The organism is Bradyrhizobium symbiodeficiens (assembly GCF_002266465.3).
Classification (GTDB): domain Bacteria; phylum Pseudomonadota; class Alphaproteobacteria; order Rhizobiales; family Xanthobacteraceae; genus Bradyrhizobium; species Bradyrhizobium symbiodeficiens.
Genome location: NZ_CP029427.2, coordinates 64745 through 79014 on the forward strand (window position 1 = coordinate 64745; position 14270 = coordinate 79014).

Here is a 14270-nt window from a genome sequence, read left to right on the forward strand (position 1 = left end):
CTCGTAGAGTGGGCAAAGGCGCCTTCGCCGTGCCCACGATCTGCGATTATTGAGAGTCGTGGGCACGTCGCTTGCGCACCTTTGCCCACCCTGCGAAGTCCTATTCCGGGGCCTTCAAATCGTCCGGCCGCGGCATCAGGACGATGTTGTAGCCGGAATCGACATAATGGATCTCGCCGGTCACGCCGCCGGAGAGATCCGACAAGAGATACAGCGCCGAGCCACCGAGCTCGTCGAGCGTGACGCCGCGGCGGAGCGGCGAGTGCTTTTGCATGAAGGCGAACATCGCGCGCGCCTCGCCGATACCCGAACCTGCGAGTGTCCGGATGGGGCCTGCGGAGATCGCGTTGACGCGGATGCCGCGCGGTCCGAAATCGGAGGCGAGATAGCGCACCGAGGCCTCCAGCGCCGCCTTGGCCACGCCCATCACGTTGTAGTTCGGCATTGCGCGCTCGGAGGCGCCGAAGGTCAGCGTGATCATGCTGCCGCCCTCCGTCATCAGCTCGGCGGCGCGCTTGGCCACCTCCGTGAACGAGAAGCAGGAGATCACCATGGTGCGCGAGAAGTTCTCGCGGCTGGTGTCGGCGTAGCGGCCCTTTAGCTCGTTCTTGTCGGCAAAGCCGATGGCGTGGATGACGAAGTCGAGCTTGCCCCATTTTTCGCGGAGCACGTCGAAGGTCGCATCGACGCTGGCGACGTCCTCGACGTCGCAGGGCAGCACCAGATCGACGCCGAGCTGCTCCGCCAGCGGCTTGACGCGCTTGCCCAGCGCCTCGCCCTGAAAGGTGAAGGCGAGCTCGGCGCCGTGCGCATGCAGCGTCTTCGCCATGCCCCAGGCGATCGAATGATCATTGGCGATGCCCATGATCAGACCGCGCTTGCCCTTCATCAGACCTTCCATCTTGCGACTACTCTCCGCTCTCCGTCATGCCCGGGCTTGTCCCGGGCATCCACGATCTTCCGAAACCAGTAGCAAAGACGTGGATGGCCGGGACAAGCCCGGCCATGACGAAAAAACTACCGGGACGTCCGCAACGACGTCACACGTCCATTCGGCTGAATACCAGCGTGGCGTTGGTGCCGCCGAAGCCGAACGAGTTCGACAGCACGGTGCCGATCCTGACGTTGTCGATGCGCTTGCGCACGATCGGCATGTCGGCGAACACGGGATCGAGCTCCTGGATGTGGGCGCTCTCGCAGATGAAGCCGTTGTTCATCATCAACAGCGAGTAGATCGCTTCCTGCACGCCGGTGGCGCCCAGCGAGTGGCCGGTCAGCGCCTTCGTCGCCGAGATCGGCGGGCACTTCTCGCCACTTCCGAACACGCGGCGGAGCGCGTCGATCTCCGGAGGATCGCCGGCCGGCGTCGAGGTCGCGTGCGGATTGATGTAGTCGACCTTGGTCTTCACCGTCGACATCGCCATGCGCATGCAGCGCTCGGCGCCTTCGCCTGAGGGTGCAACCATGTCGTAGCCGTCCGAGGTCGCGCCGTAGCCGACGATCTCGCCGTAGATGCGGGCGCCGCGCGCCTTGGCATGCTCGAGCTCTTCCAGCACCAGCACGCCGGCACCGCCGGCGATGACGAAGCCGTCACGGTTGACGTCGTAGGGACGCGACGCGGTGGCCGGCGTGTCGTTGTACTTCGAGGACATCGCGCCCATGGCGTCGAACAGCACGGAGAGCGACCAGTCCAGCTCCTCGCAGCCACCGGCAAAGATGACGTCCTGCTTGCCGATCTGGATCGTCTCATAGGCGTTGCCGACGCAATGGTTCGACGTCGCACAGGCCGAGGAGATCGAATAGTTCACACCCTTGATCTTGAACCAGGTCGCAAGCGTCGCGGACGCCGTGGACGACATCGCCTTCGGCACTGCGAAAGGTCCGACGCGCTTCGGTCCCTTGGTGCGGGTGATGTCGGCGGATTCGACGATGGTGCGGGCAGAAGGGCCGCCGGAGCCCATGATGATGCCGGTGCGAATGTTGGAGACTTCGTCGGGCGACAGGCCGGAGTCCTGGATCGCCTGCTCCATCGCGACGTGATTCCACGCCGCGCCCTGACCGAGGAAACGCATCGCGCGGCGGTCGACCACCGTCGCAGGATCGAGCGTCGGCGCGCCCTGCACCTGCGAACGGAAGCCTAGCTCGGCATATTTCTCAGCCCGCGAAATGCCCGACTTCGCCTCGTGAAGGCTCGCAAGCACTTCCTGGGTGTTGTTTCCGATCGACGAGACGATGCCCATCCCGGTGACCACAACCCGCCTCATGACAGCCTCGCCTTAATCGTTGTTGCTTGGTGATGCGCTCAGCCCAGGTCCGTGCCCTGCTTGAACAGGCCGACCTTCAAGTCCTTGGCGCGATAAATAATCTGGTCGTCGACCGAAAGCCATCCATCGGCGATGCCAAGCACGAGCTTTGAACGCATCACGCGCTTGATATCGACGTTGTACACAACCTTGCGGGCCTCGGGCAGCACCTGGCCGCTGAACTTTAATTCGTTCAAGCCAAGCGCACGGCCGCGACCTTCGCCCCCGGTCCAGCCCAGAAAAAAGCCGACCATTTGCCACAGCGCGTCGAGACCGAGGCAGCCGGGCATCACCGGATCGTTCTTGAAGTGGCAGCCGAAGAACCAGAGATCGGGCTTCACATCGAGCTCGGCGCGCACCAGCCCCTTGCCGAACTCGCCGCCATTGTCGTTGATGTCAGTGATGCGGTCGAACATCAGCATCGGCGGCAACGGCAGCTGGGCATTGCCCGGGCCGAACATCTCGCCGCGGCCACAGGCCAGCAGATCTTCGTATTCGTAACCGTTGCGCCTGTTCAGCATGCACGAGCCTCTGTTTGAATTCCGATTGAGCGGCGCTTCTTGGCGAAAATGGGCCCCGTCTCGGTCGGAGAGCAACGCCAATTGCCACTGTCAGGCGCTGCGCCCGCTTGCCCCGGATGGACTGCGGGCCGGGCCTCGATGCCCGGCTGCACCAAAGTCGGTTAAGCGGAACCGCGCGCTGCTCTAACACAGGCCATTTCGGGTGGCAAAGCAGATACATGAAGGTAAAATGACGCGATCCCCGGGCCGGTTCCAAGCCTGATTAGAACCTCTCTAGTTGCGAGAAACTTGCATCTGCATCTTTCTGTTCTTATATTACGGAGAGATATTGTTCACGCGTGCCGAAGTCTGGAAATGAACGAGAACACCGCGCCCCATCACGACGACGACGTCCATGCCGCGGCCCTCCTGTCCGGCCGCCAGCCGGCTTTGACCGGCTGCCCCTGGCACGACGTCAACGAAATGCTCCAGTCCGCGGGGCTCCGTCCGACGCGCCAGCGCATGGCGCTCGGCTGGCTGTTGTTCGGCAAGGGTGCTCGCCACCTCACGGCTGAAATGCTGTACGAGGAAGCGACGCTGGCCAAGGTTCCGGTGTCGCTGGCGACCGTCTACAACACGCTGAACCAGCTCACCGATGCCGGCCTGCTTCGGCAGGTCAGTGTCGACGGCACCAAGACCTATTTCGACACCAACGTCACCACCCACCACCACTATTACCTCGAGAACAGCCATGAGCTGGTCGATATCGAGGATCCGCATCTGGCGCTGTCCAAGATGCCGGAGGTGCCGGAGGGCTACGAGATCGCGCGCATCGACATGGTCGTGCGCCTGCGCAAGAAGCGCTGAGATCGATCCAAAACTGCTGAATTCGTCGTCATGGCCGGGCTTGTCCCGGCCATCCACGTTTTTGGGCCACGTGCGAAGTCCGTGGATGCCCGGGACAAGCCCGGGCATGACGGGGAGCATCTCGCCTCTACCGCGTCAGTTGACCTGCTCGTCCGAATACACGCCCCAGAGGCGCTCTTGCTGGATCCAGCCGTCGAAGCCGTTGCCGGTGACACGGCACCAGTTTGCAGCGCACTTCTTCACCTGCGTGACGACGCCGGCCTGGAGTTTTGCTGCAACGGCGCTGTCGGGATCAGCGCGATCGTAGATCGGGGCGAGCTCGTCCTTGTGCTTCATGGTGACGACCGCGGTGCGGCGACCCGACAGCAGCGAGTGATAGACCCAGCCCTCGGCACCTTCGGAATCGCGCACCCGGCGCCAATTCTCGAACTCCGCGGTGATTTCCACCGGCAGGCCCGAACGGGTGTAGACCCAGGCCACGTCATTGTCCTTGGTCGGGCCGGCACGGACGTTCACATGATCCGATTTGAGGCTGACATAGCGCGGCACCGGCAGGCCGCTGGCGGTCTGGGGCGTGGAGTCCTTGGCCGAATGCGAGGGGCCGACCGAAGCGCTCAACCACGTGCAAACGAGCGCCATCACCGAACAAAAACGCCCCAACGCCATCAACCCGTCTCCTGTCGAAGACCCGGCCCGAGCCGGGTCCTCACCCCAAATTCCAAAACCCTGCCGCGCCACCCTGACCCGCCCCACGCGGATGTTCCCAAGCCGGCTCCTTCAAGCCTTAAACCCGTGGTTCTTGTCTTGGCCCGGCCTTCTGCTAGAGAGGACGGGCATCTGAACAACCAGTTTGCCCCGATTTTCCGGCCGGAAATATCGGGAGAGCTTGAAGGAAACGCCGGGGACGGACACGGCAAGGGCAGTGTCGAACAACCGGGTTAATGAGACCTCAACGACCGGCCTTTGGCGACAGAGGCGGCTTGCGATGCCTCATGAGAGCAGGACATGTCGGTGAAGAAAAAGCCCCTCGTCGTGGTGACGCGCAAGCTGCCGGATTCGATCGAGACGCGGATGCGCGAATTGTTCGACGCGCGGATCAATCTCGAGGACACGCCGATGTCCGCCGAACAGATCGCGGAAGCCGCGCGCACCGCCGACGTGCTGGTTCCGACGGTCACCGACCATATCAGCGCCGACATCGTCAACCAGCCCGACTGCAAGCTGCGGCTGATCGCCAATTTCGGCAACGGCGTCGACAATATCGACGTGGAGGCCGCGCATGCCCGCGGCATCACCGTGACCAATACGCCAAAAGTCCTGACCGAGGACACCGCCGACATGACCATGGCGCTGATCCTCGCCGTGCCCAGGCGGATGATTGAAGGCGCCTCGATCCTGACCGAAGGAAAGCCGTGGGCCGGCTGGTCGCCGACCTGGATGCTCGGCCATCGCATCGGCGGCAAGCGGCTCGGCATCATCGGCATGGGCCGCATCGGCCAGGCGGTGGCGCGCCGTGCCCGCGCCTTCGGCCTGCAGATCCACTATCACAACCGCCGTCCCGTGGCGCCCGTCATCGCCGAAGAGTTGGGGGCGACCTATTGGGAAAGCCTCGACCAGATGCTGGCGCGGATGGACATCATCTCGGTGAACTGTCCGCACACGCCGGCGACCTATCATCTGCTCTCGGCGCGGCGGCTGAAGCTGATCCGGAAAGACGCCTACATCGTCAACACCGCGCGCGGCGAGGTGACCGACGAGGATACGCTGATCAAGCTGATCGAGGGCGGCGAAATTGCCGGCGCCGGCCTCGACGTCTACGAGCACGAGCCCGCGGTCAACCCGAAGCTGGTGCGGCTCGCCAGGGCCGGCAAGGTGACGCTGATGCCGCATATGGGCTCGGCCACGATCGAGGGCCGCGTCGAGATGGGCGAGAAGGTGATCATCAACATCCGCACCTTCCTCGACGCCCACAAGCCGCCGGATCGCGTGCTCCCGAGCATGCTCTGAGGTCTATTTCCCGCGCGTCTCGCGCTTGCGCCAGTCGGCGACGAAATCGATGAAGGCGCGCAGCGCGGGCGGCGTCTGGCGCCGGCTCGGGTAGTACAGAAACGGTCCGGGAAACGGCTCGCACCAATCTTCCATCAGGCTGATCAGCGCGCCGGACTTCAGGGCTTCGCCGACATAACCGTCGATCGTTGCCCAGATGCCCGCGCCGGCGAGCGCGGCCTGCATCGCAAGGTTCATGTTGGTCGAGATCAGCTTGGCCGGCGGATCGACCTTCATGATCTGGCCGGCCTTCTCGAACTCCCAATCATGCATCACGCCGCTCGAATAGCGGGCGCGGATGCAATCATGATCGAGCAGATCCTTCGGATGCTTCGGCTCGCCGCGGCGCGCGACATAATCGGGCGAGGCGACGACGACATAGTGCTGCGGACCGCTCAGCGGAATCGCCACCATGTCCTGCGCCAGATGCTCGCCATAGCGCACGCCGGCATCGTAGCCCCCGCTCACGATGTCGACGAAGCCGCTCTCGGACACGACGTCGAGATCGACCTGCGGATGGGCGGCGAGAAACGGCCCGACCATCGGCGCCAGCACGAGATCGACGGCCGGGGGCGGCGCGTTGATGCGCAGGCGGCCAGAGGCCACCTCGCGCAGACCCCGCACCTCCGCCAGGGCATCGCCGACATCGCGCAGCGCAGGTGCCACCCGCGACAACAGCAACTCGCCCGCCTCGGTCAAGGCGACGCTGCGGGTGGTACGGTTCATCAGGCGGACACCGAGGCGCTCCTCGAGGTCCCGTAGGCGCTGGCTAAGGCTCGACACCGACACGCGAATTTCGATTGCCGCACGCCGGAAATTCCGGGTGCGGGCGATCGCCACGAAGAGGTCGAGATCGCGCAGATCAGGTTCAGTCATTGTTCGACAGGATGAACAAGCCATTCGGCATTGTCCAGCTTATCGGGGCAATGGAGCGGGCGCATATCCCTCCTCGTCACGCGGCGCCATCAGCCTGCCGCCTTTTCGAGGAGAGCCATCATGAAGCAGCACAAACTCGGTTCAACCGGCCCCAGCGTCTCCGCCCTGGGCCTCGGCTGCATGGCCATGTCGGACGCCTATGGCCCGGCCGATCGCGGCGAGAGCATCGCCACGATCCACGCCGCGCTCGATGCCGGCATTACACTGATCGACACCGGCGACTTCTACGCGATGGGCCACAATGAAATGCTGATCCGCGATGCGCTGAAGGATGTGGCGCGCGACAGAGTGCAGATCAGCGTCAAGTTCGGCGCGCTGCGCGGCCCCGCCGGTGAATTCACCGGCATGGATTGTCGCCCGGCCGCGACCCGGAATTTCCTCGCTTATTCGCTGCAGCGGCTCGGCACCGACTATATCGACATTTACCGCCCGGCGCGGCTCGACCCCAACGTTCCCATCGAAGAGACCATCGGAGGCCTCGCCGATCTCGTGAAGGCCGGCTACATCAGGCATATCGGCCTGTCCGAGGTCGGATCCGACACCATCCGCCGCGCGCATGCCGTGCATCCGATCGTCGATCTCCAGATCGAATATTCGCTGATCGAGCGTGGCATCGAGCGCGACATTCTCAAGACCTGCCGCGAGCTCGGCATTGGCATCACCGCCTATGGCGTCCTGGCGCGCGGTCTGATCAGCGGCCATTGGTCGAAGGATTCGGGCAGGGCCGGCAAGGACTACCGGCTGATGACACCGCGCTTCCAGGGCGCAAATCTCGACGCCAATCTCGCGCTGGTGGAGTCCCTGCGTGCCATCGCCGGCGAAATCGGCGCAACGCCGGCGCAAGTCGCGATCGCCTGGGTGGCGGCGCAGGGACAGGAGCGCGGTCAAGAGATCGTGCCGCTGGTCGGCGCCAAGACCCGCACCCGTCTCATCGAAGCGCTTGGCGCGACCAGGGTCACGCTGACACCGGCACATCTTGCGGCGCTGGCCAAGGCGTTTCCGCCGGACGTCGCTTCGGGCACGCGCTATGCCGCCGAGCAGATGGCCCATCTCGATAGCGAGAAGCCGGCCGCGGCGTAACGCAGCAAATCAAGTGCGATGGGCGCTGAGGTCGGTGACCACGGGCCCGTCGCCATTGAGCGGATTGGTCGGATCGCGCCCATAGCGCAGCGTCTCGAAACGCATCGCGCGCGCATCGATCATCAGGAGGCGGCCGACGAGGCCGTCGCCGAAGCCGACGACCTCGCGAATCGCCTCCAGCGCCATCATCGATCCCATCACGCCCGCCAGCGCGCCCATGACGCCGGCTTCCGCGCAGGCCGGAACCGTACCGGGCGGCGGCGCCTCCGGAAACAGGCAGCGATAGGTCGGATTGAATTCGCCCTGTTCGTTGGTCTCGTGTGCGCGGATGGTGGTGAGCGAGCCGTCGAACGTGCCGAGCGCCGCCGTGATCAGCGGCTTCTTCGCGAAGAAGCAGGCGTCCGAGACCAGATAGCGCGTCGAGAAATTGTCGGAGCCGTCGAGCACGAGGTCGTACTCGCCGATCAGGTCGAGCGCGTTGTCGGCATTCAGCCAGGTGGCGTGGCCGACGAAACGGACGTGCGGATTGAGCGCCGCGATCCGCTCCGCCGCGCTCTCGACCTTGTGGCGGCCGATATCGGGCGTGGTGTGGATGACCTGGCGCTGCAAATTGGACAGCGACACCACGTCGTCATCGACCACGCCGAGCGTGCCGATGCCGGCGGCGGCCAGATACATCAGCGCCGGCGCGCCGAGCCCGCCGGCGCCGATCACCAGCGCGGAGGCCCGCTTCAGCGCGGCCTGGCCAGGACCACCGACGTCGCGCAGCACGATATGGCGGGCATAGCGTTCGAGTTCATCCGGGCTCAGCATCGTCGTCCGTCTCTCCTACCGAGCCACCGCTCTCACTCCTCATGGTGAGGAGGCGCTAAGCGCCGTCTCGAACCATGAAGGCCCCGATCCCGCCTGTAGCCATCCTTCGAGACGCGGCCTATAGGCCGCTCCTCAGGATGAGGACCTGGTCCGTGGCTCAGCCATTCGCCTGAACCACCGCAACGTTGTTCGCGACCAACGAGATGTGCTTGAATGACATTGCGTTCAATGGGCTGGCTGGATTTGTCATGAGATCGATGCTTGCGGCAACACTGATGTTTGCGTCCGCCACAGGCGCGAACGCCCAGATGACGACGCCGCAGATCCCCGGCACCAAGCCGAAGCCTATCCAGACCGTGCCGATCCGGCCACCCGCAATGCAGACGCCATCGGCGACGGCGGACGCGATGGCGCAGGCGGCGCGGCTGTCGCTGCAATCCGACCTCGCCTGGGTCGGGCAATACAACGGAGCCATCACCGGCGACGTCAGCACGCGCATGGTCGAGGCCATCAAGGAATACCAGAAAGCCAAGGGCGGCAAGCCGACCGGCGTGCTCAATCCGCAGGAGCGCGCGGCGCTGGCCGAAACAGCGCGAAAAAAGCAGGAGAGCGTCGGCTGGAAGATCGTGACCGAGATGACCAGCGGCGCGCGGCTTGGCATTCCCTCAAAACTGGTGCCGCAGCAGGCGACCGACGCCAACGGCTCGAAATGGACCTCCCCGACCGGAACGGTGCAGATACAGCTCAGCCGCCGCAAGGAGGCGAACCCGACCACGGCAAAACTCGCGGAACTGGAGAAGGAGCCGTCCGGGCGCAAGGTCGATTACACCGTGGTGAAGCCCGATTTCTTCGTGCTGTCGGGCTTGCAGGGCCTGAAGAAGTTTTACGTCCGCGGCACCTTCAAGGGAGACGAGGTCCGCACCATGACGATCCTCTACGACCAGGCGACCGAGAACACGGTCGAGCCGGTCGTGATCGCGATGTCGAGCGCGTTCAATGCGTTTCCGTCCGGAGCGCAGGCCGGGCCGCCGCCGCGCAAGACCGTCGAATACGGCACCGGCCTCGTCGTCAGTGACGACGGCGCGATTCTGGCCGACCGGCTCGTCACCGACAGCTGTCTCGCCATCACGATCGCCGGCTATGGCAGCGCCGATCGCCTCGCCGAGGACAAGGAGCGCGGTCTTGCACTGCTGCATATCTACGGCGCGCGCGGCCTGAAGCCGTTCAGCCTTGCTGGCGGCTCGGCCAAGACGAACGTGGATGTCGTCGGCATCGCCGATCCACAGAGCCAGGGCGGCGCGGCCGGCGTGTCGGTCGTCAAGGCCGCATTGGCGCCGGTCCCGAGCAGCGATTCCATGCTGTCCCCACCACCGGCGGTCGGGTTTTCCGGTGCTCCGGCGATCGACGGCGACGGCAAGTTCGCCGGCGTTGCGCTGCTGAAGCCGACAATGGTTGCGGGACCCGCGACATCGGTGTTGGCGTCGCAGGCCGCGATGGTCTCCGCGGAAACCGCGCGTGATTTCCTGAAGGCGAACGGTGTCGTTGCGAATGGCACGTCCACGGATGCGAAGGCCGCCGTCGTTCGCGTGATCTGCGTACGGAAGTAATTCAGACGACGCCCGCGCTTCCTCTTCTGTCTCGATGCGTGCGGTTAGGACATGTCGCGCCGCGAAGCCATGCTGCTTCCGCTTTGCCTCGTCAGGCTTTTGGAGAAGGTACCAGATTTTCAAGGGGAGCTGTCAGGCGGCAGACGAGACCGGTCGCGTCATAGGAAACGTCGACGGGACCTCCGAAATCGTCTTCCAGCACCCGGGAAATGAGACGTGAGCCAAAGCCCACACGGGAGGGCTTCGATGCCATTGGACCACCAAATTCCTGCCAGATGAAAACGAACTTTGGCTCTCCGCCCTGATCCCCCGCCGTCCAGGTAATCGACACCCGGCCGCTCGCCACAGTCAGAGCGCCATACTTCAAAGCGTTGGTCGCGAGTTCGTGAATCGCCAGGGACAGACCGAGCGCCTGTCGGGACTTGACGACAAGTGGCGGCCCCGAAACCGTGAAGCGGCCTTCGCTTGTCCGATAAGGGGTGAGCGCAGTGTCGATCACATCCCGAAGGGGAGCGGCAGCCCAGTTTCCTGCGGTCAACAGGTCATGCGCGCGCCCGAACGCGCCTAGTCGTGCCTGGTACTTTTCGAGATCGGCTTTGCTCGATGGCTCGCGAAATGTCTGGGCGGCCACCGCGCTCAGGACCGCAAGGGTATTCTTGACGCGATGCTTCAGCTCTTCGTTGATGAGGGCCAGTGCTTCTCTCGCCCTATGCTCGGACGTGACATCCTTGCAAACCACAAGCACGCCGCCCACCTTGCCCTCGAAATCGATCGGACCAAAGCTATACGTCCACCAAACGTCCTCGCGGCGGCCGTGACGCGTCACCGGTACCAGCTGGTCCTCATTCCATGTCGCGCCCTTGCCGGCCATGACGTGCTCGATCTGAGGACCAATGACGTCCCAGATCTCAGCCCAACACTCGCGGCCCCGCGCTCCCAGGGCGCTTGGATGCCTTTCAGGCCCCATCGTCTCCCGGTAGGCGTCGTTGTAGAACTGGATGAGGTCTGGCCCCCACCAGATGAACATCGGGTGGCGCGACGTCAGAACGAGCCGCACCGTCACCCGAAGACTTTGAGGCCAGGTTTCCGGGGAGCCCACCGGCGTCTTCGACCAGTCGAGCGCGCGCGTCAAAGCGCCCATCTCGCCGCCCTCGGCCAGGAAGTGGCTGACTTCATCTGCACCCATACGCACAACCTTACCGAACACCGCCAATCTCGTCGTCGGAGTTCCGTATCATACCGTGCACGACTTATGTCGTCATCCGCCTCCGGCCAGGCCGAACATGCGACATCTTGCGGAAACCAGCGAATGCCACTGTCCAAAAATTGCCAATGAAGTCCAAAAACCGCCAGGGCGGTCTTGGAATAACGACTAACTCAGCCTGAACCGCACGCCGCTGCGCGCAAGGCCACCCGAGATCCCAATCGGCGTGCCGTCCGCGCGCCAGCAGGCCGCGCCAGTCATGGTACCGTCGTCATCGAACGCAATGCCGTTCATGCCGCCGGCGACAGTCGCAACCGGCTGCACCTTGTGGCCGAGCCCCGCGAGTTTCGCGCGCACAGCCTCGGGAATTGACTGCTCGACCTCAAGCGCGTTGCCCTCGGTCCAGACCCGCGGCGCCTCGACAGCTTCCTGCAAGGTCATGCCGTGGTCGATCAAATTGACCAGTGCCTGCATCGCGCTCGGGAAGATACGCTTGCCGCCGGGCAGGCCGAGCGCATAGCGCAGCTTGCCGTCGCGCATCGCCATCATCGGCGACATCGAGGTCGTCACACGCTTGCCCGGCGCCAGCGACAGCGCATGGCCGGGACGCGGATCGAAAAGATTCATGTAGTTGTTGGCGATGGCGCCAAGCCCCGGGATCATGATCTTGGCGCCGAACAGATTGTTGATGGTCTGCGTGGTCGCGACCACGTTGCCGAACGCATCCGCCGCCGTCATATGCGTGGTGTGTGCGCCTTCGAGCGGCGACACACCGGCGCCCCAGGCCTGCGCCCGCGCCGGATCGATGGCACGGCGGCGCTCCTTGGCATAGGCCTTCGAGGTCAGCTGCTCCACGGGCACGCCGACATAGTCAGGATCGCCGCTGGCCGCGGCACGATCGGCGAAGGCGATCTTCAGGACCTCGGCGAGGTAATGAATCGTCTCGGATGTGCCGAAGCCCAGGCCGCCGATGTCATAGCCCTCCAGGATGTTCAGCATCTGCGCAATGTGCACGCCGGAGGCCGCGGGCGGCGGCGGGCCAAGGATGGTCCAACCACGATAGTCGGCACGGATCGGCTGCCGCTCGACGGTCTTGTAGCTGGTGAGGTCATTGCGACGGATGAAGCCGCCGGTCTTCTCCATGTAGTCGGCGAGGATGTCGCCGAGCAGCCCTTCGTAGAGAGCGGTCTCACCGTGATCGGCGATGTAGCGCAAGGTCTCGGCATATTCGGCCTGCACCACGCGCTCGCCGACCTTCAGCGGCCCGCCATCAGGGAGGAAGATCGCCGCGATCGGCCTGTCCTTGCGCATTTCGGCGGCGCTCTCGCTGATGCACTCGTGCAAATAGGGGGTCGCCGCATAGCCGCGCGCCGCGTGCTTGATGGCAGGCTGCATGACGTCGGAGAGACTCATCGTACCGAACCGGCGCAGCGTCTCGCACCAGGCCTTCAGCGAGCCCGGCGTGGCAACGGCTTTCGGACCGTTGAGATTCTCGTTGCCGACGGTGTCGAACACGTCATGCGCCGAGCCCGGCTTGGACGTGTAGCTGGTATCGCGCACCGCTGCGGGCACGGTGCTCTGGCCGTCGATGAAGCGATGGCTGCCGTCGGCGAGCCTGATATGCGCCATGCCGCCGCCGATGATGCCGACCATCATCGGCTCGACCACGGTCAGCGTGAACAGGGTGGCGATCGCGGCGTCGACGGCGTTGCCGCCGGCGGCCAACATCTCGGCGCCGGCGCTGGAGGCCAGCGGGTGGTTGCTGACCACCATGCCGCGGCTTGAGACCGCCGGCATCTTCTGGCAGTCAAAAGTCGTCGCCGTCCGGTCGCGCCAGTTTCCGCTCATGCCGCTCGTCCCTCTATTCACGGCGGCGAGCACACCACACGCACGATTACGGGTCCAGTAATGGTACGGATTAGCTGGCATTCCCGATTCTGCCATCATTGTCAGCGTTGATTCGGACATCCGCGGTCCCCCTTTGGATCGGGCAAGGCACGTCCTGAGCGAGAAGAGCTCAGCATCGAGAGCGATGCGCGTTCGCGTGGCGTTATCCCGAGACCCAGCACTCCAAAGGATTGATCTTCAAATGCACACGATCGTACTGGCCACCCAAAAGGGTGGCAGCGGCAAGAGCACGCTCGCCATCGGCCTCGCGCTGGCGGCCAAGCAGGCCGGCTTCACCGTCCGCCTGATCGAAACCGACCCGCAGGGCACCCTGTCCAACTGGCTGCGCCGCCGCAACAACGACGACGTCGTCGTCGAGCCGATCTATCATGCCGCCGATATCGAGCCGCGCCTGAAAATGCTGGCTGACAGCGGCCTGCAGCTTGCGATCGTCGACACCGCCGCCGGCCTCAGCGCCGCGACCACCGCTGCGATCCGCCATTCCGATCTCTGCCTGATCCCAGCCCGCCCCAGCGTTGCCGACATCGAGGCGACAATCTCAACGCTCAGCGTCGCGCGCGCCTGGAAGCGGCCCTACAGCTTCGTGCTCAACCAGACGCCGATCCGCGGCCAGCGCATCGACAATGCCGCCAACACCCTCGGCGAGGAAGCCGCGCTCGATCTTTCGGACGTGCTGGCGCGCCCGCTGATCGTGATGCGCAACGACCACCAGGATTCGCTCGCGAGCGGCCTCGCGGTGAGCGAATTCGCGCCGAACGGCAAGTCGGCGGACGAGATCCGCAGCCTCTGGCGCTGGATCGAAACCCGGCTCGATCTCGAAGCCACCACCAATGTGCTGATCGACCAGGTCATCTCGGCCGCAGACAGCATGCTGCATATCGCCGCCGAGCAGGCGGCGGACGAGACCACGACACTGACGTCCTGAGCGGGGCAATCGCTCTGACGGCAGTCGGCCCTTCACCATCCGGAAGGGCCTCAGCGACGAAGCAATCCGGCCACCAGCCCC

At 64.5% G+C, this 14270-nt stretch carries 13 protein-coding genes; 5 read left to right on the forward strand and 8 right to left on the reverse strand.

Annotated elements, in window-relative coordinates; translation table 11 throughout:
- Nucleotides 1-100 precede the first annotated feature (100 nt).
- From fabI to fabA, 3 genes are all read right to left on the reverse strand, one after another.
- Entirely contained in the window at nt 101-901 is an 801-nt protein-coding gene (gene fabI / locus CIT39_RS00285; RefSeq protein WP_094976097.1) for an enoyl-ACP reductase FabI, read from the reverse strand.
- Between the two features lie 139 nt (nt 902-1040).
- On the reverse strand, nt 1041-2264 hold the full coding sequence (gene fabB / locus CIT39_RS00290; RefSeq protein ID WP_094976096.1) for a beta-ketoacyl-ACP synthase I: 1224 nt from the start codon (nt 2262-2264) through the stop codon (nt 1041-1043).
- Nucleotides 2265-2302: 38 nt separating this feature from the next.
- Nucleotides 2303-2824, reverse strand: coding sequence for a bifunctional 3-hydroxydecanoyl-ACP dehydratase/trans-2-decenoyl-ACP isomerase (gene fabA / locus CIT39_RS00295; protein WP_094894282.1), 522 nt, complete (start codon nt 2822-2824; stop codon nt 2303-2305).
- Nucleotides 2825-3178: 354 nt separating this feature from the next.
- Between fabA and irrA the strand changes: the two genes are divergently transcribed.
- Entirely contained in the window at nt 3179-3670 is a 492-nt protein-coding gene (irrA, locus tag CIT39_RS00300; RefSeq protein WP_094894280.1) for an iron response transcriptional regulator IrrA, read from the forward strand.
- Between the two features lie 135 nt (nt 3671-3805).
- Here irrA and CIT39_RS00305 read toward each other — a convergent pair whose 3' ends face one another.
- Nucleotides 3806-4336: an SH3 domain-containing protein gene (locus CIT39_RS00305; protein WP_094976095.1), complete on the reverse strand. Its 531-nt coding sequence runs from the start codon at nt 4334-4336 to the stop codon at nt 3806-3808.
- 339 nt (nt 4337-4675) lie between these two features.
- Here CIT39_RS00305 and CIT39_RS00310 point away from each other — a divergent pair, with 339 nt between their 5' ends.
- On the forward strand, nt 4676-5677 hold the full coding sequence (locus CIT39_RS00310; RefSeq protein WP_094976094.1) for a 2-hydroxyacid dehydrogenase: 1002 nt from the start codon (nt 4676-4678) through the stop codon (nt 5675-5677).
- Nucleotides 5678-5680: 3 nt separating this feature from the next.
- On the opposite strand, the gene CIT39_RS00315 is transcribed toward CIT39_RS00310, so the two are convergent.
- Nucleotides 5681-6592, reverse strand: a complete 912-nt coding sequence (locus CIT39_RS00315; RefSeq protein WP_094976093.1) for a LysR family transcriptional regulator — start codon at nt 6590-6592, stop codon at nt 5681-5683.
- A gap of 120 nt (nt 6593-6712) precedes the next feature.
- On the opposite strand from CIT39_RS00315, the gene CIT39_RS00320 reads away from it, so the two are divergent.
- Nucleotides 6713-7732, forward strand: coding sequence for an aldo/keto reductase (locus CIT39_RS00320; RefSeq protein ID WP_094976092.1), 1020 nt, complete (start codon nt 6713-6715; stop codon nt 7730-7732).
- 9 nt (nt 7733-7741) lie between these two features.
- Here the strand turns inward: CIT39_RS00320 and CIT39_RS00325 are convergent, their stop codons facing one another.
- Nucleotides 7742-8545 (reverse strand): HesA/MoeB/ThiF family protein, encoded by an 804-nt coding sequence (locus CIT39_RS00325; RefSeq protein WP_094976091.1) that lies wholly within the window; start codon nt 8543-8545, stop codon nt 7742-7744.
- A 248-nt stretch (nt 8546-8793) separates the two neighbouring features.
- Here CIT39_RS00325 and CIT39_RS00330 point away from each other — a divergent pair, with 248 nt between their 5' ends.
- Nucleotides 8794-10152: a peptidoglycan-binding protein gene (locus CIT39_RS00330; protein WP_162308824.1), complete on the forward strand. Its 1359-nt coding sequence runs from the start codon at nt 8794-8796 to the stop codon at nt 10150-10152.
- A gap of 91 nt (nt 10153-10243) precedes the next feature.
- Here CIT39_RS00330 and CIT39_RS00335 read toward each other — a convergent pair whose 3' ends face one another.
- Both CIT39_RS00335 and ggt read right to left on the reverse strand, forming a co-directional pair.
- A complete protein-coding gene (locus CIT39_RS00335; protein ID WP_244607491.1) occupies nt 10244-11359 on the reverse strand; it encodes a sensor histidine kinase in 1116 nt (371 codons plus the stop codon).
- Nucleotides 11360-11524: 165 nt separating this feature from the next.
- Nucleotides 11525-13204: a gamma-glutamyltransferase gene (gene ggt / locus CIT39_RS00340; RefSeq protein ID WP_094976089.1), complete on the reverse strand. Its 1680-nt coding sequence runs from the start codon at nt 13202-13204 to the stop codon at nt 11525-11527.
- Nucleotides 13205-13445: 241 nt separating this feature from the next.
- Here ggt and CIT39_RS00345 point away from each other — a divergent pair, with 241 nt between their 5' ends.
- Nucleotides 13446-14189: a ParA family protein gene (locus tag CIT39_RS00345; RefSeq protein ID WP_094976088.1), complete on the forward strand. Its 744-nt coding sequence runs from the start codon at nt 13446-13448 to the stop codon at nt 14187-14189.
- Nucleotides 14190-14270 lie beyond the last annotated feature (81 nt).

Excerpts from the sequence above, each read along its gene's own strand:
- CIT39_RS00320 (WP_094976092.1), top strand. The coding sequence starts at position 6,713 with ATGAAGCAGCACAAACTCGGTTCAACCGGCCCCAGCGTCTCCGCCCTG.
- fabA (WP_094894282.1), bottom strand. The coding sequence starts at position 2,824 with ATGCTGAACAGGCGCAACGGTTACGAATACGAAGATCTGCTGGCCTGT.
- irrA (WP_094894280.1), top strand. The coding sequence starts at position 3,179 with ATGAACGAGAACACCGCGCCCCATCACGACGACGACGTCCATGCCGCG.
- fabB (WP_094976096.1), bottom strand. The coding sequence starts at position 2,264 with ATGAGGCGGGTTGTGGTCACCGGGATGGGCATCGTCTCGTCGATCGGA.
- CIT39_RS00310 (WP_094976094.1), top strand. The coding sequence starts at position 4,676 with ATGTCGGTGAAGAAAAAGCCCCTCGTCGTGGTGACGCGCAAGCTGCCG.
- CIT39_RS00345 (WP_094976088.1), top strand. The coding sequence starts at position 13,446 with ATGCACACGATCGTACTGGCCACCCAAAAGGGTGGCAGCGGCAAGAGC.
- CIT39_RS00325 (WP_094976091.1), bottom strand. The coding sequence starts at position 8,545 with ATGCTGAGCCCGGATGAACTCGAACGCTATGCCCGCCATATCGTGCTG.
- CIT39_RS00330 (WP_162308824.1), top strand. The coding sequence starts at position 8,794 with ATGAGATCGATGCTTGCGGCAACACTGATGTTTGCGTCCGCCACAGGC.
- CIT39_RS00305 (WP_094976095.1), bottom strand. The coding sequence starts at position 4,336 with ATGGCGTTGGGGCGTTTTTGTTCGGTGATGGCGCTCGTTTGCACGTGG.
- CIT39_RS00315 (WP_094976093.1), bottom strand. The coding sequence starts at position 6,592 with ATGACTGAACCTGATCTGCGCGATCTCGACCTCTTCGTGGCGATCGCC.
- ggt (WP_094976089.1), bottom strand. The coding sequence starts at position 13,204 with ATGAGCGGAAACTGGCGCGACCGGACGGCGACGACTTTTGACTGCCAG.
- fabI (WP_094976097.1), bottom strand. The coding sequence starts at position 901 with ATGGAAGGTCTGATGAAGGGCAAGCGCGGTCTGATCATGGGCATCGCC.